The 25,643-nt window shown below is 68.4% G+C and carries 2 protein-coding genes; both read left to right on the plus strand.

Going from position 1 to position 25,643, the window contains the following annotated elements; translation table 11 throughout:
- The first annotated feature begins 58 nt into the window (after nt 1–58).
- Nucleotides 59–14,776 (plus strand): SDR family NAD(P)-dependent oxidoreductase, encoded by a 14,718-nt coding sequence (locus ACQPYR_RS18170; RefSeq protein ID WP_433633693.1) that lies wholly within the window; start codon nt 59–61, stop codon nt 14,774–14,776.
- Nucleotides 14,773–25,641 carry a type I polyketide synthase gene (locus ACQPYR_RS18175; RefSeq protein WP_433633695.1) on the plus strand — a complete coding sequence of 3,623 codons (10,869 nt, stop codon included), beginning with the start codon at nt 14,773–14,775 and terminating at the stop codon, nt 25,639–25,641. Before ACQPYR_RS18170 ends, ACQPYR_RS18175 begins: the two co-directional genes overlap by 4 nt.
- Nucleotides 25,642–25,643 lie beyond the last annotated feature (2 nt).

Genomic DNA, 25,643 nt, shown 5'->3' on the forward strand with positions numbered 1-25,643 from the left:
AACCGCGTGATCGCGAAAAACACATGCTTGGAATCGAATAAGGCGAGATAGAGGAATCATGGTCGACGCGAATGAGATCGCCATTGTCGGAATGTCGTGCCGGATGCCCGGCGCTTCCGATCTCGAGAGCTTCTGGCGGTTGCTGCGCGATGGGCGCGAGGCTATCGGCTCCGCTCCCGCAGACCGCCCGCGAATCGAGGAGAAGGCCGGATTCCTGGCTTCGGCATCGGAATTCGACGCCGACTTCTTCGGGGTGGCGCCGAATGAGGCGCGTGCGATCGATCCGCAGCAGATGCTCGGTCTCGAGCTGAGCTGGGAGGCCCTCGAAGACGCGGGCTACCGCGATCGCGACGGTGCCCGCGCGGGAGTGTTCCTGGGCAGCACCGGAACCGATTTCGCCGAAATCGAGGCGTCGAGGGGTAAGCCCGGCGTCGGCAGGCATTCGTTGTCGGGCGTCGGGCGCGGCGTCGCCGCCAACCGGATTTCGAATTACTACGGGTTCACCGGTCCGAGCATCGTGGTGGACAGCGGGCAGTCCTCGTCGCTGGTCGCGGTGCACCTGGCGTGTGAATCGGTGCGCGGCGGCGAGTGTGATGTGGCCTTGGCGGGCGGGCTGAATCTCATCCTGTCGCCGCTGGGTGGTGAGCGCTACGAGCAGTTCGGCGCGCACTCACCGTCGGGACGGTGCTACACCTTCGATGAACGCGCGGACGGCACGGTTCGCGGCGAAGGCGGCGGCATCGTCGTACTCAAGCCGCTGGCGCGCGCGGTCGCCGATGGTGACCGGATCTACGCGGTGATCCGCGGCAGTGCTATCAACAGCGGCAACGAGCGTCAAGTGCTGAGTGCGCCCAGTATGTCCGCGCAGACCGCGGTGATCAGGGCCGCGCTGGCGGCCGCCGATGTGGAACCCGCGTCGGTGGATTATGTGGAGCTGCACGGAACCGGTACACCCGCGGGCGATCCGGTGGAAGCGCGGGCCCTCGGCGAGATCTATGGCCGCGGGCGGTCCGGGAGCGCACCGCTGGCCGTCGGTTCGGTCAAGACGAATATCGGGCATCTGGAGGGTGCCGCCGGGATCGCCGGCCTGATCAAGACCGTGCTGAGCCTGCGGCATCGGGAACTGGCGCCCAGCTTGAACTTTCACACCGCCAATCCGCAGATTCCACTCGAAGCGCTGCGATTGCGGGTGCAGACCGCGACGGAGCACTGGCCGGGCGCGGCACAGCGCCGGGCGGGCGTGTCGTCGTTCGGAATGGGTGGCACGAACGCACATGTGATTCTGCAGGAGGCGCCGGCGCCGGTCACGGGTGATGCGGGTGTGGCCGCTGCCGACCGCCCGGTGACCTGGGTGTTGTCCGGTCAGAGCCCGGAAGCGTTGCGGCAGCAGGCTGTTCGATTGCAGGAGTGGCTGGCCGGACATCCGGCCGGTGATGCCGCCGATGTGGCGTATTCGCTCATCCATTCGCGCACGGCGTTGGAGTGGCGGGGTGCGGTTGTCGGTCGTGATCGCGACGGATTGATGGCGGGGTTGGCCGCGCTGGCCGATCCGGTGGCGCAGATCTCGGGAGAGGCTGCGGTGGTGTCGGGTCGTGTGGTGCCGCGTCGGGTGGCGTTTGTTTTTCCGGGGCAGGGGAGTCAGTGGGTGGGGATGGGTGCGGGGTTGTTGGCTGGGGGTGGGGTGTTTGCGGAGTCGGTGGTGGAGTGTGAGGCGGCGTTGGCGCCGTTTGTGGGTTGGTCTTTGACTGCGGTGTTGCGGGGTGAGGCTGGGGCTGGGTCGTTGGATCGGGTGGATGTTGTTCAGCCGGTGTTGTTTGCGGTGATGGTGTCGTTGGCGCGGGTGTGGCGTGCGGCGGGTGTGGAGCCGTCGGTGGTGGTGGGGCATTCGCAGGGTGAGATCGCGGCGGCTGTGGTCGCGGGCGGGCTGTCGCTGTCTGATGGCGCGCGCATCGTGGCGGTGCGGTCGCGTGCCGTCGCCGAGGTGCTGGCGGGTTCGGGTGGTATGGCGTCGATCGGTTCTACGGCGGAGGTGGTTGCCCAGCGGTTGTCGGGTTTCGGGGGCCGGTTGTCGGTCGCGGCGGTCAATGGTCCCGGCCAGGTTGTGGTGTCGGGTGAGGCCGCGGCGTTGGACGAGTTTCTGGCGGGGTGTGCGGCCGATGGTGTGTGGGCCAAGCGGATTCCGGTGGATTACGCCTCGCATTCGGCGGCGGTGGAGGCCGTTCGCGATCGGGTGCTGGCGGAGCTGGAATCGATTGTGCCGGTATCGGGTTCGGTGCCGTTCTTCTCGACTGTGACAGCGGATTTCATGGACACCGCCGAGTTGGACGCCGGGTACTGGTATCGGGGGCTGCGTGAGCAGGTGCGCTTCGCCGACGCGATCGAGACGTTACTGGACTCGGGGACGAATGCGTTCGTGGAGACGAGCCCGCATCCTGTGGTGTCGACGGCGATCGAGCTGACGGCGGATTCGATGGGGCTGGCGGACCGGGTCGCGGTCGTCGGCACGCTGCGGCGCGACCACGGCGGCCGACAGCAGTTCGCCGCGGCCTTGGCGCATGCCTACTGCGTGGGTATCGATGTGGCACCGGAACTGCTGGCCCCACCGGCACAGCGGGTGGAACTGCCGACGTATGCGTTCCAGCGGCGGCAGTGCTGGACGCTGGATGGCGTGGAGCCGCTTCCGGCTCCGCAGCGCACCGCGTCCCCGGTTCGAAGCAGGCGTGCCGTGGTGGAGGGCCCGCTGGCGCCGCGGTTGTTCGCCGCGGCCGAGCGTGACCGCGACGCGCTCGTGCTCGAGGTCGTGGCCGAACAGGCCGCGGCGGTGCTCGGCCATGATTCGGCCGATGCCGTCGCACCAGATCTGCCGTTCACCGCCGCCGGGTTCGATTCGGTGAGCGGACAACAGCTTCGGAGCAACCTGGCATCGGCCACCGGTGTGCCGTTGCCCGCGACCCTGATCTTCGACCACCCGACGCCGATGGCGGTGGCGCGGCTGGTGCGTGCACATCTGGAAGGGATCGATCCCGATGTGCCCCGTGTGACTCACCGGGCCGTCTCCGATGAGCCGATCGCCATCGTCGGTATCGGCTGCCGGTTCCCGGGTGGTGTCGGATCGGCCGAGGATCTCTGGGAACTCGTCGCGGCGGGACGGGACGTGATCGCGCCGTTCCCATCGGATCGGGGCTGGGATCTGGAGCAGTTGTTCGATGCGGACCCGGATAAGCCGGGGACCGTGTACACCCGGGAGGGCGGCTTCATCGATGACGCCGGCGGTTTCGATGCGAGCTTCTTCGGCGTGGGCCCGCGTGAGGCGGCGGCGATGGATCCGCAGCAGCGGTTGATGCTGGAGGTCTCCTGGGAGGCGCTCGAGGACGCGGGTATCGACCCCGCGTCGCTGCGCGGCAGCGATACCGGCGTCTACGTCGGCACCTGCTCGTCGGGGTACTCGCCCGGGGTCGTCGGTGAATACGAAGGTTTCCGGCTGACCGGGACATCACACAGCGTGGTATCCGGCCGTGTCTCTTATGTTTTCGGTCTGCAAGGCCCGGCGGTCACGGTCGATACCGCGTGTTCGTCGTCGCTGGTCGCATTGCACCTGGCGTGCCAGGCGTTGCGTCAGGGGGAAGCATCGCTGGCGCTGGCGGGCGGTGTGAGTGTGTCGGCGAGTCCGAGTCTGTACGTGGATTTCGCGCGACAGCGGGGGCTGGCGCCGGATGGGCGATCCAAGGCGTTCGCCGCCGCGGCCGACGGCGTGACGTGGTCCGAGGGCGTCGGGGTGCTCGTGGTCGAGCGGCTGTCGGACGCACAGCGGCTGGGGCACGACATTCTCGGCGTGGTGCGCGGCAGCGCGATCAATCAGGACGGTGCGAGCAATGGCCTGACCGCGCCGAACGGTCCATCGCAGGAGCGTGTGATCGCGCAGGCGCTGGCCAATGCCGGGCTCCGGGCATCGGATGTGGACGCGGTCGAAGCCCATGGCACCGGAACGGCATTGGGTGATCCGATCGAGGCGCAGGCATTGATCGCCACCTACGGGCAGGACCGGTCGGAGCCCTTGCGGATCGGGTCGGTGAAGTCGAATATCGGTCACGCGGTCGCCGCGGCCGGTATCGGTGGTGTCATCAAGATGGTGGCCGCCCTGCGGCACGAAACTCTGCCGCGAACGCTGCATGTGGATGCGCCGACGCCGCACGTGGATTGGTCGGCAGGGTCGGTGCGATTGCTGACCGAGGCCGAGCCATGGCCCGTCTCCGATCGGGTGCGGCGTGCGGGTGTGTCGTCGTTCGGGATCAGTGGCACCAACGCGCATGTGATTCTCGAGGAAGCGCCGGCGGTCGTGCCGTCGCCGGACGAAGACGCCGCCGCGGTGGCGACCGATGTGGTTGCTGTGCTGGTGTCGGCCAAGTCCGACGAGGCGTTGCGCGCGCAGGCGGATCGGCTGCGGCAGTGGATGATCGACCGGCCCGATGCCGGTGTCGCCGATATCGCGTATTCCTCGGTCGAGACACGCGGACACTTCGATCGGCGCGGCGCGGTCGTGGGCCGCGACCGGGAACAGGTGCTGGCCGGTCTCGCCGCTCTCGCCTCGGGCGAGGCGTCGTCGTCGGTCCTCGAGGGGCAGGTCATCCCGGGGAAGACGGCGTTCCTGTTCACCGGTCAGGGTGCGCAGCGAGCCGGGATGGGCGCGCAGTTGTACGGCGCGTTTCCGGTGTTCGCGTCGGCATTGGACGAGGTGTGCGCCCAGATCGATCCGCTGCTCGGCCGGTCGCTGAAAGACCTGATGTTCGATGAGGAGAACGCGGCGCTGCTGGACCTCACGGAGTTCACCCAGCCCGCGCTGTTCGCCTTCGAGGTGGCGCTGTTCCGGTTGGTGGAGTCCTTCGGTATGGCGCCGGATGTGCTGATCGGGCATTCGATCGGCGAGTTGGTGGCCGCCTGTGTGACGGGGGTGTGGTCGCTGGCGGATGCGTGCGCCCTGGTGGTGGCACGCGGGCGGCTGATGGGCGCGCTGCCCGAGGGCGGGGCGATGCTCGCGGTGGCGGTACCCGAGGATCGGGCAGCCGGGATGCTGACCGAGTTCCAGGGCCGGGTATCGATGGGCGCGGTGAACGGTCCGTCGTCGGTGGTGCTGTCCGGTGACGCCGCGGCGATAGCCGAGATCGAGGACAAGCTGGCCGGCGAGGGAGTCAAGACCTCCCGGTTGCGGGTCAGTCATGCGTTCCACTCGGCGTTGATCGAGCCGATGCTCGATGAATTCCGCAGTGTGGCAATGGGATTGACCTATCACGAGCCGTCCGTTCCGATCGTGTCGAATGTGTCGGGTGCCCTGGCCGGCGCCGAGGTGACCGATCCGGGTTACTGGGTCGACCAGGTGCGTGGCTGTGTCCGGTTCGCACCGGGTATCGAGACCGCGGTAGCGACCGGGGTGCGGCGCTTCGTGGAGATCGGCCCCGATGCCGTGTTGTCCGCGATGACTCGACAGTGCCTGGCCGAGATCCCGGATGTAGAGGCCACATCGACGGTGGTCGCCGCGGCCCGGCGTGCGGCCGACGAGCCGACGCAATTCGTGTCCGCGCTGGCGCAGGCCCATGTGGCAGGTATGAGTGTGGACTTGCGCCCGCTGTCGGCCGGTCGCGGTGCACAGCGGGTTTCGTTGCCCAGCTACGCCTTCCAGCATCGGCGGTACTGGCTGCAGCCTATCGAAGCGGCAGCAGGCGACTCTGGAGGTCATCCGATTCTGACGGGTGTGACCGAGCTCGCCGATACCGACGAATGGTTGTTCACCGGCCGGTTCTCGTTGCGCACGCATCCATGGATCGCCGACCACATGGCCTACGGCGTCGTGGTGGTGCCGGGCGTGCTGTTGCTCGAGTTCCTGCTCGCCGCCGGTCGCGGGATCGGCTGCGAGGTGGTCGAGGAAGTCATGGTGCAGGCGCCGATCCGGCCCGGTGCGGACGCGGTCGATGTGCAGGTGCTGGTGCAGTCGGTCGATGAGTCCGGGCGGCGTTCGTTCGAATTCTTCTATCGGAATGCCTCCGGTGAGGAATGGGTGCGCAACGCCACGGGCGTGTTCGCGGCGAAGCCGGCCGACGATTCGGCGTTGGTGTCGCAGCTACGGGACCAGGAGTGGCCACCGGCCGATGCCGAACGCGTGGACGTGGATCGGCTGACGCTTCCGGCGCAGATCACCGAGGACACCGGACTCGAGTACGGTCCGGCGTTCGTCGGTGTGCCGGCGGTATGGCAGCGTGGCGACACGGTCTTCTCGGAGGTCGTGCTGGACACCGACGCGGCACCGGAGTCCGGGCACGGTGTGCATCCGGCCTTGATGGAACTGGTCGTGCATGCCGGGCTGTCCCGCTTGGTTTTCCGGGCCGCGGAGCCCGACCCCGATTCCGGGTGGTTGCTGTTCCAGTGGGGCGGTGCGCGTTTTCACGCGCCGGTGCCCACGGAGGTGACGGAGCTGCGGGTCATGGCGGTGAAAGCCGGAGTGAACACCATCGCCGTCGCGGCCGTCGATACGAACGGCAATCCGATCCTGTCGATCGACGCCGTCATGATGCGTCGCAACGACGCCAAGGAATTCCGGCGCGGCTTGTCCGAGGGCGCGGCCGGTCTGTACCAGGTGCACTGGGAGCCTGCCACGGCTGCGTCGGCCGGATCGCCGGCGCCGTCGATGGCCGTGCTCGCGGGTTCGACGGTACCGGGGATCGGCGTGTCATTCGCTTCCGTCGCTGAACTCGTTGCGGCGGAACAGCTTCCGGAAGTCGTGGTGTGGCGCGTCCCGGAACAGACGGCGGATGGTCCGGCAGCGGTGCGGGCCGGGGTGCACAGCACGCTGTCCACGGTGAAATCCTGGCTTGCCGAGGAGCGACTGTCCGATGTCCGGATGGTGCTGCTCACCACGGGTGGGGCGGGGCTGCCCGGCGAGGTGCCGGATGTGGTGGCGGCCGCGGCGTGGGGGTTGGTCCGCAGTGCGCAGTCGGAGAATCCGGGGCGGTTCGTTCTCCTCGACGAGGATCCGGCCGAGCGGTCGGGCGCCGACCGGGTCGCGGCAGTGCTGGCCTCGGGTGAGCCGCAGGCCGCGTTGCGGGGTGCGGGAGTTCTGGTGCCCAGGCTCACCCGGACATCGAAGGCCGACGAGGTGCGCGACACCGGCGCGGCGCCGGCTTTCGGCGACGGCGCGGTCTTGATCACCGGTGGTACCGGTGGTCTCGGTGCGTTGTTCGCCCGGCACCTGGTCGCCGAACACGGCGTGCGCAGGCTGGTGCTGTCGTCGCGGCGGGGCCCCGAGGCGCCGGGGGCGTCCGAGCTCGTCGCCGAACTGGGCCGGGCGGGCGCCGATGCCCGCGTGGTCGCGTGTGATGTCGGCGACCGTGACGCGGTGCGAAACCTGTTGGACGCCATGGATTCCGACGGCGGTGTGACCGCTGTGGTGCATACGGCGGGGGTCATCGACGACGGCACCGTGGAGTCGCTGACCAGTGAACAGGTGGACCGGGTGCTGGCGCCGAAGGTGCACGGGGCGTGGTATCTGGACGAGCTGACTCGTGACCGCGATATGTCGGCGTTCGTGGTCTTCTCGTCGATGGCCGGGGTGCTGGGTTCGGCCGGGCAGGGCAATTACGCCGCGGCCAACGCTTTCCTGGACGGTCTGGTGCAGCGGCGCCGCGCGGCGGGATCGGCTGCGGTGTCGCTGGCATGGGGGCCGTGGAACGCCAGCAGCGGCATGACCGGGGAACTGGACAGCACCGCACTCGCACGATGGGAGCGGCTGGGGCTGGGCCGGCTCGGTGATGCCGAGGGCGTGCGGTTGTTCGACGAAGCGGTCGCCGGTTCGCAGGAGCGTCCGGCCGCGATCCGGTTCGACCCGACCGTATTGCGGCGCGTGTCGGATCCCGATGCGGTTCCGGCCGTTTTGCGCGGTTTCGTACCGCGTTCGATGCGCCCGGCGAAGGCTGCGGGAAAGCCCGCGGCCGGTGCGCTGGCCGAGCGGTTGGCCCAGGTGCCCGAGGCCCGGCGTGCCGACGTGGTGTCGGAGGTGGTGCTGGCGCAGGCGGCGGCGGTGCTGGGACATGATTCGGCGGCCGATATCCGGCCCGATCGGCGCTTCGACGAGATCGGCTTCGATTCGCTGGGTGGCGTGGAATTCCGGAACCGGCTGAACAAGGCCACCGGTATTCAGCTGCCGTCGACTCTGGTGTTCGACTATCCGACCCCGGCGGCGGTGGCGAAGCTGGTGTTGTCGAAGGTGGAGCCGAAAGCCGCGAGCGAACCGGCGAAGAAGGTGGCCCGCCGGACCCGGACCGACGAGCCGATTGCCATCGTGGGGATGGGCTGCCGGTTCCCCGGCGGTGTGACGTCGCCGGATGAGTTATGGGACCTTCTCGCCGGGGGAATCGACGCGACCAGTGAGTACCCGTCGGATCGCGGATGGGATCTGGAGCGGCTGTTCGACGAGGACCCGGACAAGCCGGGCACCGTGTACAGCCGTCGTGCCGGATTCCTCGACGGCGCCGGTGATTTCGATGCCGGCTTCTTCGGAATCAGTCCGCGCGAGGCATCGGCGATGGACCCGCAGCAGCGTCATTTGCTCGAATCGTCCTGGGAGGCATTGGAAAACGCGGGAATCGACCCGGTCGCGTTGCGCGGCACCGATGCCGGCGTGTTCGTGGGCGCGTGCTACTCGGGCTATTTCAACCGGGTAACCCCCGAGTTCGAGGGCCATCGGCTCACCGGCACGCAGGGCAGTGTGACGTCGGGACGGCTGTCGTATGTCTTCGGTATCGAAGGACCTTCGGTCACCGTGGACACCGCGTGCTCCTCGTCGCTGGTCGCCTTGCATCTGGCCTGTCAGGCGCTGCGGCAGGGGGAGACCTCGCTGGCCTTGACGGGCGGTGCGACCATCTACGCCGATCCCTATCTCTCCATCGATTTCGCAAGGCAGCGCGGCATATCGCGTGAGGGTCGTTGCAAGTCGTTCGCTGCCACGGCAGACGGCACGGCATTCTCCGAGGGCGTCGGCATGCTCGTGCTCGAGCGCCTGTCGGACGCGCAGCGCGCGGGTCACCCCGTGCTGGCGGTGGTCCGGGGCAGCGCGATCAACCAGGACGGGGCGAGTAACGGTTTGTCGGCGCCGAATGGTCCTTCGCAGGAGCGGGTGATCACCACGGCGTTGGCGAACGCGGGGCTGGAGCCGGCCGATATCGATGCGGTGGAAGCACACGGGACGGGAACGCCGCTGGGTGATCCGATCGAGGCGCAGGCCCTGATCGGAACCTACGGGCAGGGGCGATCGAGTGGGCCGCTGTGGCTCGGGTCGTTGAAGTCGAATATCGGGCACACCACGGCCGCGGCGGGTGTGGGCGGTGTCATGAAGATGGTGCTGGCGTTGCGGCACGAGACGCTGCCGAAAACCCTGCACGTGGACGAGCCGAGCCCGAAGGTGGACTGGTCGGCCGGCGAGGTGGAGTTGCTGACCGAGTCGCGGCCGTGGCCGCGCAACGGGCGTGCTCGTCGCGCGGGCGTGTCGTCGTTCGGTGTCAGCGGCACCAATGCCCACGCCATCCTGGAGGAGGCGCCGCTCCCGACCCGCGCCGAATCTCCCATTGCCGCACAAGATTCGGGTCCAGCCGATTCGGATGCCATGTCGTGGATGTTGTCGGCGGTGAGTCCGGAGGCATTGCGGCAGCAGGCTGTTCGGCTCGAGCAGTGGTTGCGCGCGCACCCGGATACCGACGCGGCGGATGTGGCGCATTCATTGCTGCGTCACCGGTCGCAGCTGGAGTGGCGGGGTGCGGTTGTCGGTCGCGATCGCGGCGGATTGATGGCGGGGTTGGCCGCGCTGGCCGATCCGGTGGCGCAGATCTCGGGAGAGGCTGCGGTGGTGTCGGGTCGTGTGGTGCCGCGTCGGGTGGCGTTTGTTTTTCCGGGGCAGGGGAGTCAGTGGGTGGGGATGGGTGCGGGGTTGTTGGCTGGGGGTGGGGTGTTTGCGGAGTCGGTGGTGGAGTGTGAGGCGGCGTTGGCGCCGTTTGTGGGTTGGTCTTTGACTGCGGTGTTGCGGGGTGAGGCTGGGGCTGGGTCGTTGGATCGGGTGGATGTTGTTCAGCCGGTGTTGTTTGCGGTGATGGTGTCGTTGGCGCGGGTGTGGCGTGCGGCGGGTGTGGAGCCGTCGGTGGTGGTGGGGCATTCGCAGGGTGAGATCGCGGCGGCTGTGGTCGCGGGCGGGCTGTCGCTGTCTGATGGCGCGCGCATCGTGGCGCTTCGTTCTCTCGTTGTGGCACAAGACCTTGCGGGTCACGGCGGTATGGCCTCGGTGAGCGCGGCCGCCGAGGTGGTTGCCGAGCGGTTGGCGGGTTTCGGCGGCCGGCTATCGGTGGCAGCGGTCAACGGTCCGGGCCAGATCGTGGTTTCCGGTGAAGTGGCGGCTCTCGAGGAATTCCTGGCGGGGTGTGCGGCCGATGGTGTGTGGGCCAAGCGGATTCCGGTGGATTACGCCTCGCATTCGGCGGCGGTGGAGGCCGTTCGCGATCGGGTGCTGGCGGAGCTGGAATCGATTGTGCCGGTATCGGGTTCGGTGCCGTTCTTCTCGACGGTATCCGGCGATTACGTGGACACGGCGACCTTGGATGCCGGGTATTGGTATCGGGGGCTGCGTGAACAGGTCAGGTTCGCGGAGTCGGTGGCGGCGTTGCAGCGTGCGGGGACGAATGCCTTTATCGAGGTGAGCCCGCATCCGGTGCTGACGATGGGGATCGAGGCGACGGCGGGAGAGCTGGGTCTGGCCGATCGGGTGGCCGTGCTGAGCACGCTGAAGCGTGATCAGGGCGATCCGCTGCAGGTCACCACCGCGTTGGCGCAGGCCTACTGTGCCGGCGTCGACGTGGCGGCCGACGCGTTGGCTCCGGTCGTGACACGGGCGCTCGGTACGCTCCGACCCGTCGCTCGGGTGGCTCTGCCGACGTACGCCTTCCAACACAAGCGGTACTGGTTGCAGCCGAGCGCCTCCCGGGATGTGTACCAGTCGGGGCTGGGCGAGGCGAAGCATCCGCTGCTGGGTGCGGCGGTCTGGATGCCGGACTCTGAAGCGGTGGTCTTGACCGGGCGCCTGTCGCTGGCGGATCACCCGTGGCTGGCCGATCACGCGATCAACGGAGCGGCCCTGCTGCCGGGGACGGCCTTCGTCGAATTGGCGTTGCATGCCGGGACGATGGTCGGCTGTCCCCGGTTGGCCGAGCTGGTCGTGGCCGCGCCACTGGTCCTACCGGCCGATGGCGCCGTTGAACTGCGGGTGATGGCGGCCGCACCTGATGATGCGGGAGCACGAGCCGTATCGGTGTATTCGCGCCCGCAGAGCGACGGCGAATCAGACCAGGACGGCACGGGATCGTCCGGCGCACCGCGCTCGGAATGGGTACGCCATGCCACGGGAACCGTTGTCGCCTCGCAGCTTTCGGCTCCCGAACCGATCGGGGCCGATGCGGCGAGCTGGCCGCCCGTCGGAGCGCTGCCGGTACACATCGGCGATGCGTACGCCGAGTTGGCCGAGCGCGGCTACGACTACGGGGCGATGTTCCAGGGGCTGACCGCTTTGTGGCGCCGTGGCGACGAACTCTTCGCGGAGGTCGCGCTGCCGGAGCAGGCACAGTCGGCGGATCGGTTCGGGATGCATCCGGCACTGCTCGACGCGGCACTGCACACGATCGGCCTCGGTGGGATGACTGCGCCTGCCGCGCCCGGTGAGATCCTCGTGCCCTATTCGTGGGAGAACGTGACCGTAGACGCGGTCGGTGCCGCATCGGCCCGGGTTCGAGTGGCGCCGGCCGGGACCGACCCGCAGGACCAGCGAATCACCCTCACGCTCACCGACTCTCAGGGCGCACCGATCGCCGAGATCGCGGCGTTGACTCTGCGTCCGATCCAGATCGGCGCGGTGGGCGCGGCGGCGCCGGACGGTACCTACCATCTGCGTTGGGTTCCGTTGCCCGCGCCGAATCCGGACGACGTGGCCGCGGCCACGCGGTGGGCGAGCACGGACGACGGCGAGACGGTGACCGTGGACGGCCGGCCCGCGACCGTGATTCGACTCGATGGTCTCGTAAGCGGCGCCACGGCGGCAGCGGACACGGACGTGCCCGATGCGGTGCAGAGTCGGCTGGCCGAGGTCGTGGCGCGCGGCAAGGAGCTGCTTGCCCAGGATCAGCGCATCGTCGTGGTCACCCGAGGTGCGGTCGCGACGGCCGCGGGCGAGCCCGTGGATCTCGTCGCCGCGGCGGTCTGGGGCCTGCTGCGCAGCGGACAGAACGAGCATCCCGACCGGATCACCGTTGTGGACGTGGACCGCTGGGACGACTGTCGCGATGCCGTTGCCACGGCCTTGGCCTCGGCGGACGAGCCCCAGGTCGCGGTGCGCGCCGGCGTTCCCTACGTGCCGCGGCTGACATCCGACCGCGGCGACGTGGTGGGAGGCGGTGACGCGCTGCGGGCCCCGGCGTGGGCGTTGCGTCAGCTCGGCAAGGGCTCTTTGACCGGTGACAACTTCGCTCTGGTCGACACCCGCACTGCCGTGCAGGAGCTCGGGCCCGGTCAGGTTCGGGTGAGTCTGCGCGCCTCGGGCGTCAACTTCCGGGACGCACTGATCACCTTGGGTATGTATCCGAACCCGGACGCCACCATCGGCATGGAAGGTGCGGGCGTGGTGCTGGAGGTGGCGCCGGACGTCACCGAATTCGCCATCGGCGACCGGGTTTTCGGGATGATCGAGGGCATCGGTTCGGTCGTTGTGACCGACCGCAGGCGGCTGGCTCCGATACCGCGGGGATGGTCGTTCGCACAGGCGGCCGCCGTGCCTGTGGTGTTCATTACCGCGTACTACAGCCTCGTCGATCTCGCCGACGCCCGGCCGGGGGAGACGTTGCTGTTGCATGTCGCCACCGGCGGTGTCGGCACGGCCGCTGTGCAACTGGCGCGTCATCTCGGTCTGCGGCTGCTGGTCACCGCCGACCGTTCCAAATGGGATGTGCTGCGCGGCATGGGATTCGACGATGCGGTCATCGGTGACTCGCGCACCCTCGACTTCGAGCGGAAGTTCCTCGAGGTCACCGGCGGCAGTGGTGCAGACATCGTGCTCGATTCGCTGGAAGGCGAATTCGTCGACGCCTCACTGAGATTGCTGCCGCGCGGTGGCCGCTTCCTCGAGATGGTGGCGACCGATCGGCGCGATCCCGGCAAGGTCGCCGAGCAGCACCCGGGCGTGCACTACCGCTACTTCCATCTCGACGAGATCGGGCTCGATCGATTGCGCGAGATCATGAGTGCCCTGGTCGAATTGATCGATACGGGGGTACTGGCACCGCCTGCGATCACCGGATGGGATCTGCGGCAGGCGCCGGAGGCGTTCCGGTTCGTGGGCGAGGGCAAGCATATCGGCCGCAACGTGCTCACCATTCCGACCCCGCTGCGCCCCGAGGGCACCGTGCTGATCACCGGCGGTACCGGTGTTCTGGGTGCGATGGCGGCCCGCCATCTCGTCGTCGAGCACGGTGTGCGGCGGCTGGTGCTCGCGAGCAGGCGCGGTCCCGCCGCCGACGGTGCCCCCGGCCTGGCGGAGGAATTGACGGCGCTGGGCGCACAGGTGGACGTGGTCGCCTGCGATGTGGCCGACCGGGAGGCGCTCGACAAGCTGCTGGCGAGTATTGCACCGGAGCACCCGCTCACCGGCGTCGTCCACACGGCGGGTGCGCTGGCCGACGGTCTGCTCGCCGACATGACACCGCAGCAGCTCGCGACGACGCTGCGCCCGAAGGTCGACGCGGCATGGAATCTGCACGAGGCGACCGAGAATCTGGATCTGTCGCAGTTCGTGCTCTATTCCTCGGTCGCGGGCGTGATCGGCACTCGGGGACAAGCGAATTACGCCGCCGCCAACGTCTTCCTGGATGCGCTGGCACACCACCGGCACCTGAGCGGTCTGCCCGCGACGTCGGTGGCATGGGGTCTGTGGCAACAGCGCAGCGGGCTGACCGATGCTCTACGCGAGGCCGACCTGGCCCGGTTGCGGCGGGAGGGAATCGTCGCGCTGGGCGAACAGGACGGGCTGGCGCTGTTCGACGCGGCACTGGTGGATCAGGAGTCCGCGCTGGTTGCCGCGCGGTTCGACCGGACCGCGCTGCCCGACCCGGTCCCCGCGATATTGCGGGGTCTGGTGCGACATTCGGAGCGGAATACGGTGAGCGACAAGCGCTCGCGCGGCTTGGAGCTGGGCCTGATACCGGAAGCCGAACGGGAGCAGGCCGTCGTGGACTTCGTTCTCGAACAGGTGGCGGCCGTACTGGGCTACTCGTCGGCCGCAGATATCGAGCCGGACAGGGGATTCGACGAGATCGGGCTCGACTCGCTGTCGGGTGTGGAGCTTCGCAACCGGCTGTCGAAAGCCACCGGCCTCCAGATTCCGGTGACGCTCGTCTTCGACTACCCGACCGCCCCCGAACTGGCCGGTTATCTGTACGAGCGATTGGCCCCGGCGGTGGCCGTCTCGCCGGATGCGGCCGACACCACATCCGACGACATCGCCCATCTGGCGGCGATGGTCGATCGGGTCCTGGCCGCGGCGGGAGACGACGACGCCACGGTCACCGCACTGCTCGGTATCGGCGACCGGCTTCGGTCCCACCTGGGCGGGAGGTGGCGCGGCGGTGAGGACGAACACGCCGACCTCGCCACACATTCCCCCGACGAGCTGTTCGCTCTGATTGATGAGGAGTTCGGTCGCTCATGAGCAACGAGGAAAAGCTCACCCAGTATCTGCGCAAAGTCACCGGGGACCTGCGAACCGCCAACAAGCGCATCCAGGAATTGGAAGAGGGTGCGCGCGAGCCGATCGCGATCGTCGGGATGAGCTGCCGCTTTCCCGGCGGCGTGGAATCCCCCGCGCAGTTGTGGGATCTGGTGGCCTCCGGTGCCGACGCGGTCGGCGGCTTTCCCGTCGACCGCGGGTGGGATCTGGACACACTCTTCGACCCCGATCCCGGTGTGCCCGGGACGATCTATACGCGCGAGGGCGGGTTCATCCATTCGGCGCCCGAATTCGATGCGGGCTTCTTCGGGATCGGCCCACGCGAGGCCGCGTCGATGGATCCACAACAGCGTCTGACGCTGGAGGCTTCCTGGGAAGCTCTCGAGGATGCGGGCATCGACCCGAAGTCGTTGCGAGGCAGCGACACCGGCGTCTTCGCCGGTGTCTTCCACCAGAACTACGGCCCTCGCATCGGCTCCCCGGCGCTGACGGCGGAAGCCGAAGGTCATGCCGTTCTGGGCGTGTCGAGCTGTGTGCTGTCCGGCCGGGTCTCCTACGTGTTCGGTTTCAAGGGCCCCGCGTTGTCCGTGGACACCGCGTGCTCGTCGTCGCTGGTGGCATTGCATCTGGCGTGCCAGGCGCTGCGGCGGGGCGAGACGTCGCTGGCTCTGGTCAGCGGTGTGACCGTGATGTCGGACCCGTCCCATCTGATCGCCTTCGCGCGTCAGCGAGCGCTGTCGGCGGATGCGCGGTGCAAGGCGTTCGCGGCAACCGCGGACGGGACCGGTCTCTCGGAGGGGCTCGGGATCCTGGTCGTCGAACGGCTCTCGGACGCACGGCGATTGGGCCACGACGTGCTCGCGCTGGTGCGCGGGACGGCGATCAACCAGGACGGTGCGAGCAAGGGGCTGACCGCGCCGAACGGTCCGGCGCAGGAACGGGTGATCGCGGCGGCGCTGGCGAATGCGGGCCTGGCACCGTCGGATGTGGACGTGGTGGAGGCGCACGGGACGGGCACCAAGCTGGGTGATCCGATCGAGGCGGGTGCACTGATGTCGGTCTACGGTGCGCGGGGTGAGCGTGGGCCGCTGCGTTTGGGGTCGCTCAAGTCGAATATCGGTCATACCAATGCCGCCGCGGGTGTCGCCGGTGTGATCAAGATGGTCGAAGCGATGCGCCACGGTGTGCTGCCGAAGACGCTGCATGTGGATGCGCCCACGCCGCATGTGGATTGGTCCGCGGGCACGATGCGGTTGCTGACGGAGGCCGAGCCGTGGCCCGCGAGCGGGCAGGTGCGGCGTGCGGGTGTGTCGTCGTTCGGAATTAGCGGCACCAACGCTCACGTGATCCTGGAGGAAGCCCCTGCCGATCCGGAGGCCGCCGAGTCGGCAGGTGAATCCGAGCAGGTCGTCACGGCCGAGCCCGTGGCGTCGGATGTCGTCGCGCTGATGATCTCGGCCAAATCCGAGGCAGCGCTGCGAACCCAGGCGAACCGGCTGCGACAGTGGTTGCTCGACGACCCCGATGCGGATGCCTGGGATGTGGCGCATTCGCTGGCGACCTCCCGGGCGCTGCTGGACTGGCGCGGTGTGGCGGTGGCGCGTGACCGGGAGGAACTGCTCGCCGGTTTGGCCGATCTCGCGGCCGGGTCGCCCGGTGCGATCCAAGGCCGCACGGGTGCGGGCACAACCGCTTTCCTGTTCACCGGCCAGGGCGCTCAGCGCGCGGGTATGGGCAAGAGCCTGTACACGGCCTTTCCGGTGTTCGCGGCGGCGTTGGACGAGGTGTGCGCCCAGTTCGACCTCGCGTCGGGACGGCGGCTGAAAGACCTGATGTTCGGCGACTCCGCCGAGGTGCTGGCGCGCACCGAAAACACCCAGCCGGCGTTGTTCGCCTTCGAGGTGGCGATGTTCCGGCTACTCGAATCCTTCGGTATCGCCCCGGATGTGCTGCTCGGGCATTCCATCGGTGAACTGGTCGCCGCGTATGTGGCCGGGGTGTGGTCGTTGCAAGACGCCTGCGCTCTGGTCGCCGCGCGCGGCAGGCTGATGGGCGCGCTGCCCGAAGGCGGCGCGATGCTCGCCGTCGCCGTCGGGGAGGAGCGGGCCGCCGAACTGATCGCCGAGCACGCCGGAAGAGTCTCGATCGCGGCCGTGAACGCCCCCTCCTCGGCAGTGTTGTCCGGGGACCTGGAGGCCATCGATGCGATCGAGTCCGCGTTGTCGGGTACCGGCGTCAGGACCAACCGGCTCGACGTTTCCCACGCTTTCCACTCCGCCCTCATGGAGCCGATGCTGGCCGAATTCCGTTCGGTGGCACGAAGTATCGCGTATCGATCGCCGCGCCTCGCGATCGTGTCGAACGAAACCGGAGAGCTCGCCGGGGACGCGGTGACCGATCCGGAGTATTGGGTTCGGCAGGTGCGGGGGTGTGTGCGGTTCGCTCCGGGAGTGGACACCCTCGTCTCGGCGGGTGCGCGACGATTCGTGGAGGTGGGCCCGGATGCGGTGCTGGCGGCGATGACGCGTGCGACCGTGGCCGAGAATGCCGAGGTCGAATCGGTGTCGCGGATCGTGGCGGCGGCGCGCCGATCCGTCGACGAGGTGTCGCAGTTCGTCACCGCACTGGCGCAGATCCACGTCGCGGGTGCGCGGGTGGAATGGGCGCCGCTGTTCGCGGGGCGAGCGGTGCGCCGGGTCGCTTTGCCGACCTACGGATTTCAGCGTCGCCGGTTCTGGTTGCAGCCCAGTGCCGATGCGGCGGCGTCGGCGGATCATCCGATCCTGACCGGTGTGGTCGGCGTGGCCGGGACCGACGAGTGGCTGTTCACCGGCCGGTTCTCGGTGCGTACGCATCCGTGGATCGCCGATCACATGGCCCATGGTGTTGTGGTGGTTCCGGGCGTGTTGCTGCTCGAATTCCTGCTCGCCGCCGGCGGGCGGATCGATTGCGAGGTGGTCGAGGAGATCATCGTGCAGGCGCCGATCCGTCCCGGTGATGACGAGATCGAAGTGCAGGTCTTGGTCGCGGCCGCGGACGAGTCCGGGCGGCGTTCGTTCGAGTTCTTCTACCGCAGGCCGTCCAGCGACGAATGGGTGCGCAATGCGACCGGATTCCTCGCGCCACGGTGGAATGGCGACTCGGACTTGGTATCCCGGCTCGGTGAGCAGGCGTGGCCGCCGACCGATGCCGAACTCGTCGATGTCGACCGGGTGGCACTTGCCGAGCAGATCGCGAAAGATACCGGGCTGCACTACGGTCCGGCGTTCATCGGTGTGAATGCGGTGTGGCAGCGTGGCGACACGGTCTTTTCCGAGGCGACGCTGAATACCGACGCGGTATCGGAATCCGGTCGCCACGACCTGCATCCGGCGCTATTGGAGCTGGTGATGCATGCCGGACTCTCGCAATCCATATTTCGTTTCGCGGAGTCCGATCCGAATACCGGTTGGCTGCTGTTCCGGTGGGGCGGTGCGCGTCTGCACCGGCCGATGCCCGCGGAAGTGACAGCCCTGCGGATCATCTCGGAGAAGACCGGCGCGGATACGGTGTCGGTCGCGGCAGTCGATCCGGAGGGCAGGCCGATCGTATCGGTTGATTCGGTGCTGCTGCGTCCGTACGACGTCGAGGAGTTCCGGCGCGGTCTGTCCGATGATCAGGACGCCGGTCTGTATCGGGTGGGCTGGAAGAGCACGGCCCCGCCTCCGGTCCCAGGCTCTATGCCGGCGTCGGCAGTCCTCGCGGACACGGTGGTGCCGGGAATCGCGGCATCACACAGATCCATTGCCGATATCGTTGCCGCGGAACATGTTCCGGATATCGTCGTCTGGCGTCCGGCGATCGCCGGAGAGGTCGTCGACGATCCGGGTGTGGTGCGGGCACGGGTGCACAGCACACTGGCCGTGCTCGGGACATGGCTTGCCGAAGAACGCCTGTCGGATGCCTCGCTGCTGGTGGTGACCACGGGTGGTGTCGGTCTTCCCGGCGAGGACGCTGCCGTGGATGTGGCAGCCGCCGCGGTGTGGGGGTTGGTCCGCAGCGCACAGACGGAGAATCCGGGGCGGTTCATACTCCTCGACGAAGACCCGGCCGAAGCGGTGGACGCCGATCGGATCGCGGCCGTGCTGGCCTCGGGTGAGCCGCAGGTCGCGGTGCGCGACACCAGGATTCTGGTTCCCCGGCTGACCCGCACCGACACCGAGGTTCGCAAAGATAATCCCCTGTCGCCGTGGTCGGGTGCGGGGACGGTGCTGATCACCGGTGGCACAGGTGGACTGGGCGCAGAGTTCGCCCGGCACCTGGTCACCGAGCACGGTGTGCGCAGGCTGGTGCTGACCTCCCGGCGCGGCCCGCAGGCACCCGGCGCGGACGAGCTGGTCACCGAATTGGCGCGGGCCGGCGCCGACGCGCGCGTCGTGGCCTGCGACGTCACCGATCGTGACGCAGTGCGGAACCTGTTGGACGCCATGGACTCCGATGGTGGGGTGACCGCCGTGGTGCATATGGCCGGGGTTGTCGACGATGGCACCCTCCAATCGCTGACCGCCGAGCAGGTGGATCGGGTGCTGGCGCCGAAGGTCGACGGAGCGTGGTACCTGGACGAGTGGACGCGCGGCCGAGATCTGTCGGCATTCGTGGTGTTCTCCTCGATCACGGGAGTGCTGGGTTCGGCCGGACAGGGCAATTACGCCGCGGCGAACGGATTCCTGGATGGCCTGGTCGGCCTGCGTCGAGCCGCGGGCTTGCCCGCCATATCGCTGGCGTGGGGACCGTGGCACTCCGGCAGCGGGATGGCCGGCGAGGTGGACGGTGCGGCGTTGGCGCGGTTGGGCCGGTGGGGGCTCGGGCAACTCGAGAATGCCGACGGTGTGCGCCTTTTCGATGCCGCTCTCGCGGTCGCGAGCGACGATGGGCGGCTGGCTCCGCTGCGGTTCGACCCGAGTGTGCTGCGGCGCGTCTCGGATCCCGTGGGGATCCCCGCGGTGCTGAGCGGGTTCGCGCGGCGTCCGCTGCCGGCCGTGAGCCGGTCGGAGGCGAGTTTCACGGCGGGTTCGCTGGGGGAGCGGTTGGCGCGGGTGCCGCACGCGCAGCGCCGCGACGTGGTGCTGGAGATGGTGCTGGGGCAGGCCGCGGCCGTGCTGGGGCACGATTCGGCGGCCGATATCCGGCCCGATCAACCTTTCGACGAGATCGGTTTCGATTCGCTGGGTGCGGTGGAGTTCCGCAACCGGTTGGCCAAGGTCACGGGGTTGCGGTTGGCGTCGACCCTGGTGTTCGATCATCCGACTCCCGCCGCGGTGGCGAAACACATACTGTCGAGGCACGAGCCGAAGACGACGGGCGGACCGGGCAAGAAGGTCGCGCGCCGAACATCGGCGGATGAGCCGATCGCGATCGTGGGCATGGGATGCCGGTTCCCGGGTGGGGTGAAATCGCCGGACGAACTGTGGGATCTGGTGGCCGCGGGGATCGATGCGACCAGTGCGTACCCATCGGACCGCGGCTGGGATCTGGACCGTTTGTTCGACGAGGATCCGGACAAACCCGGGACCGTATACGCCCGCCGCGCCGGATTCCTCGACGACGCAGCGGATTTCGACGCCGGATTCTTCGGGATCGGCCCGCGGGAAGCGACGGCGATGGACCCGCAGCAGCGGCAGTTGCTCGAGGCATCGTGGGAGGCCCTGGAGGATGCCGGGATCGATCCGGCTTCGCTGCGTGGCACCGATGCCGGGGTATTCGTGGGTGCGTGCTTCTCGGGTTATTTCAATCGGGTGACCCCCGAGTTCGAGGGCTATCGGCTCACCGGAGCCCAGGGCAGCGTGATCTCGGGCCGGCTGTCGTATGTGTTCGGCCTGGAAGGGCCGTCGGTCACAGTGGATACGGCGTGTTCGTCGTCGTTGGTGTCGCTGCATCTGGCCTGTCAGGCGCTGCGGCAGGGTGAGGCATCGCTGGCATTGTCGGGCGGCGCGACGATCTACGCCGATCCCTATCTCTCCGTCGATTTCGCTCGGCAGCGTGGTCTGTCCCCGGACGGGCGGTGCAAATCGTTTTCCGCCGCGGCCGATGGTGTCGCGTTCTCCGAGGGCGTCGGAATGCTGGTGCTGGAACGGCTGTCGGATGCTCGCCGCCTGGGCCACAACGTTCTTGCCGTCGTGCGGGGGACGGCGATCAATCAGGACGGCGCGTCGAACGGTCTGTCCGCGCCGAATGGGCCGTCGCAGGAGCGGGTGATCGCGGCGGCCCTGGCCAACGCGGGGTTGCGGCCCGCCGACATCGACGCGGTGGAGGCGCACGGCACCGGGACGACACTGGGTGATCCGATGGAGGCGCAGGCATTGATCGCCGCCTACGGTCAGGATCGGCCGGGAGCGCCGCTGCGGATCGGCTCGCTGAAGTCGAATATCGGGCACACCTCGGCCGCCGCAGGCGTGGCCGGAGTGATCAAGATGGTGCAGGCGTTGCGGAACGAGACTCTGCCGATGACGCTGCACGTGGATGTGCCCAGCCCGCATGTGGATTGGTCGGCCGGCGGTGTGGAGTTGCTGACCGAGCCGCAGCGGTGGCCGCGCAACGGGCGTGTTCGCCGCGCGGGCGTTTCGTCGTTCGGTGTCAGCGGCACCAATGCGCATGCGATCCTGGAGGAAGCGCCGCCGCAACGAATCCTGATGGCACCCAACGGAACTCCGGCAGACGTGCCGTTGCCGTTGCTGGTATCGGCCAAATCCGAGGCAGGGTTGCGGGCGCAGGCGGATCGGCTGCTGCAGTGGTTGGTGGCCGGACCCGAGCGAGAGATCGCCGATGTCGCATTCTCGCTGAGCGCCTTCCGCTCCCATATGGAATTCCGGGGTGCGGTCGTCGGGACGGGGCGCGACGAGGTCCTTTCCGGTCTGGCGGATCTGGCGGCGGGCAAGGTGTCTTCCGGTGCGGTCGAGGGCGTCGCGGCGACGGGGAAGACCGCGTGGCTGTTCACGGGACAGGGTGCGCAGCGTGTGGGGATGGGTAAGGACCTCTATGCGGCGTTCCCGGTGTTCGCGCAGGTTCTGGACGAGGTGTGTGCCCAATTCGATGCTCTCCTGACGCGTGATCCGGGAGCGGATTCCGCGCCCGGGCTGCTCGCGGTGATGTTCGATGACACCGAGGGACTGCTGCACCGCACCGAATTCACCCAGCCCGCGTTGTTTGCGTTCGAGGTGGCGCTGTCGCGGTTGCTGGAGTCGTTCGGTATCGCCGCGGACATGCTCATCGGGCACTCGATCGGTGAGCTGGCCGCCGCGTATGTGGCGGGGGTGTGGTCGCTGCCCGATGCTTGCCGTCTGGTGGCTGCCCGCGGTCGGTTGATGGGAGCTCTGCCCGAGGGGGGAGCGATGCTGGCAGTGGCCATCACGGAGACCGACGCGACGGATATCGTCGCCGGATACAGCAGCAGGGTCTCGATCGCGGCGGTCAACGGCCCGTCGTCGGTGGTGCTGTCCGGAGACGCGGACGCCATCGACGCGATCGAGCGTGTACTCACCGGACGCGGACGCAAGACCAACCGGCTGCGGGTGAGCCACGCATTCCATTCGGCGCGAATGGATCCCGTGCTCACCGAGTTCCGGATGGTGGCCGACAGTGTGACCTACCACCCGCCGAGGATCCCCATCGTGTCGAACATCAGCGGCGCCGTGGCCGGTGCCGAGGTGACCGACCCGTGTTACTGGGTCGAGCAGGTGCGCGGTTGTGTGCGGTTCGCGCCCGGGATCGCCACCGTGGCCGAGGCCGGGGTGCGGCGGTTCGTGGAGATCGGGCCGGATGCCGTGTTGTCCGCGATGGCCCGGCAGTGTCTCGCCGAGATTCCGGACGTGGAGGCCGCATCGACGGTGGTCGCGGTTGCCCGGCGTTCAGTCGGCGAGCCGTTGCAACTCGTGTCCGCATTGGCACAAGCGCATGTGGCGGGTGCCGTTGTGGATTGGACGCCGCTGTATGCGGATCGTTCGGTATCGCGGGTGCCGTTGCCCACCTATGCATTCCAGCATCGGCGGTACTGGCTGCAACCGGTTGCCGGTGGGGTGTCGCCGGGAGTATCGGATCACCCGGTGCTGACCGGTGTGGTGCAGGTCGCGGGCAAGGACGAATGGATGCTCACCGGGCGGCTCTCGCGCCGGACCCATCCGTGGCTCGCGGATCACATGAGCTACGGCGTGATGGTCGTGTCGAGTACGACGCTGGTGGAGATGTTGTGTGCGGCGGGACCGCGGTTCGGCTGCGCCGGGGTGGACGAGCTCACGCTGGAGGCCCCGATCTTCCCGCCCGAGGACGGCGCCGACATCGATCTGCAGGTGCTTGTCGACCAGGCCGACGACACGGGCCGCAGGCACTGCACGGTGCACTACCGCGTCGGTGAGGGAGAGTGGGTACGCAACGCCAGCGGCATTCTGACCGGTGACCGGCCGGCGGCGGAGCCGCTGCTGGAACGTCTTCGGGCGCAGCCGTGGCCGCCGTCGGATGCGGACCCGATCGACCCGGAATGGGTACCCGCGCATATCGAAGCCGTGTCGGGACTCGAATACGGTCGCTCCTTCCGCGGCATCGAACGCGCGTGGCAGCGTGGCGACGCCGTGTTCAGCGAGGTTGCGCTGGATCCGGCCGTCGAATCGGACGGTTTCCTGCTGCATCCGGGCTTGATCGACGTTATCGCGCATGCGGGGATGGCCCGTCTGGTGTGGCCGGAGCCCAGCTCGGACCCGAGCCGCGGCATGCTGCTGTTCCGGTGGGGCGGCGCCCGATTCCACGATGTCCGCAGGCCGGGTCCGTTGCGGGTGATCGCCGTGGCGAAAGGTGAGGACGTGCTCGCCGTGGCGGCGGTGGACGGCGACGGCAACCCGGTGGTCTCCTTCGACGAGATCGTGATGCGCCCCTATGACGTCACCCAGTTCCGCCGCCCGCTCGCCGGTGACGCCGGGGTGTACGAAATGGAATGGGCGGAGGTTCACCCGGCACCCGACGTCCAGGTGACCGACGAGGTCATCGCACTGGGGTCGGCTTCGATTGCCGGTGTGCGGGAACACTATCCGGACCTCGACAGTCTGATATCGGATCGTGCGATGCCCGCTGTGCTGGTGTGGTCGGACGCGGCAGCGCGAAACGAGGATGTCACCGCCGCCGCACATGAGCGGGCCCGGTCGGCATTACACCTGCTGCAGGGGTGGCTGGACAAGGATCCGTCGGAGCGGTCGCGGTTGGTCGTCGTCACCCACAACGGCCTCGGGCTGCCCGGCGAGACACCGGATCTCGCGGCGGCCACGGTGGCGGGCCTGGTTCGCAGTGCGCAGTCCGAGTATCCCGGCCGGATCGTCTTGCTCGACCAGCAGTCCACGTCCGTTCCGCTGTCGGTCGACACCGTGTTGTCGGCACTGGCGGCCGACGAGCCGCAGGTGGCCGTTCGCGCGGACACGATGTTGGTGCCGCGGCTGCGGCACTCGGAGGTGATGGCCGGCGCGAGACCGGCATTCGGCTCCGGCACCGTGCTGATTACCGGGGGTACCGGTGGTCTGGGCGCGATGGTGGCCCGTCACCTGGTTGCCGAGCACGGTGTCCGGCACCTGCTCCTGGTGTCCCGAAGTGGCGAGCGAGCCACAGGCGCAACGGAATTGGCGACGCACCTGTGCGAGCTCGGAGCGAACGCGCGCATCGCGGCCTGCGATGTCGCGGACCGGTCCGCGTTGCGGGCACTGCTCGATTCGATACCGGCCGAACAGCCGTTGACGGCCGTGGTTCATACCGCGGGTGTGCTCGATGATGCGACGATCGCGACGCTCACCGTCGAACAGCTGGACCGCGTGCTCGCGCCGAAGGTCGACGCGGCATGGAATCTGCACGAGTCGACGCGGAACGCTGATCTCTCGGCCTTCGTGCTGTTCTCGTCGATGGCCGCTGTCATCGGCGCTGCGGGACAGGCCAATTACGTTGCCGCCAACAGCTTCCTGGACACGTTGGCCGCGCGGCGCAGCGCCGAAGGGCTGCCCGCTGTGGCGCTGGCCTGGGGTCTGTGGGAGCCCACCGCGGCCGGATCGGGCGGTATGGGCGCCACCCTGGATCACGTGGGTGCCGCACGCATGGCCCGCCTCGGCGTGCATCCACTGGCGCCGGCGGACGGCCTTCGGCTGTTCGATACCGCCGTGGGGATCGGATCGACCCCGGCGGGCGTATCCGCGCTCATGCCGTTCCGCCTCGACGTCAATGCGCTTCGGCGGGAAGCACATATGGCAACGGTTCCCCCGGTCCTGCGAAAAATCGCCCTGCCTTCTCGGTCCGCCGCCGCGGAGGAAAGACCATCGCAGGGTCTGGTACTGGATCGGCTACCGGAGGCCAAGCGGGATCGCGCGGTTCTGGACCTGGTCCTCGAGCAGGCTGCCGCGGTACTGGGGCATTCCTCGGCGGGGGATATTCGGGCCGACAAGGGATTCGACGAGCTCGGCTTCGATTCGCTGGCCGGTGTAGAAATGCGCAACCGGCTGTCGAAGAGCACCGGTCTGCGGTTGTCCTCGACGATGGTGTTCGACTACCCGACCCCGGTCGAACTGTCCCGATATCTGCACGAACAGCTGATCTCGGCGTCACCTGCGGCCCCACCGGCCGCCGTTTCCGCACCCGTCGATATCGCCCGGCTGGAGGCGATGGTCGAACAGGCTCTCGCCGCGGCCGGTGACGACCCCGCTGCCGCTACCGCACTGCTCGGTATCGGCGACCGCCTCCGGTCGCACTTCGGCGATCGATGGCAGGACGAGGAATTCGACGATGACCTTGCCGAGCATTCCGGCAGCGAACTATTGGATCTGCTTGACGAGGAGTTCGGTCGATCATGAGC

The organism is Nocardia sp. CA-120079, from assembly GCF_050955745.1.
GTDB lineage: Bacteria > Actinomycetota > Actinomycetes > Mycobacteriales > Mycobacteriaceae > Nocardia.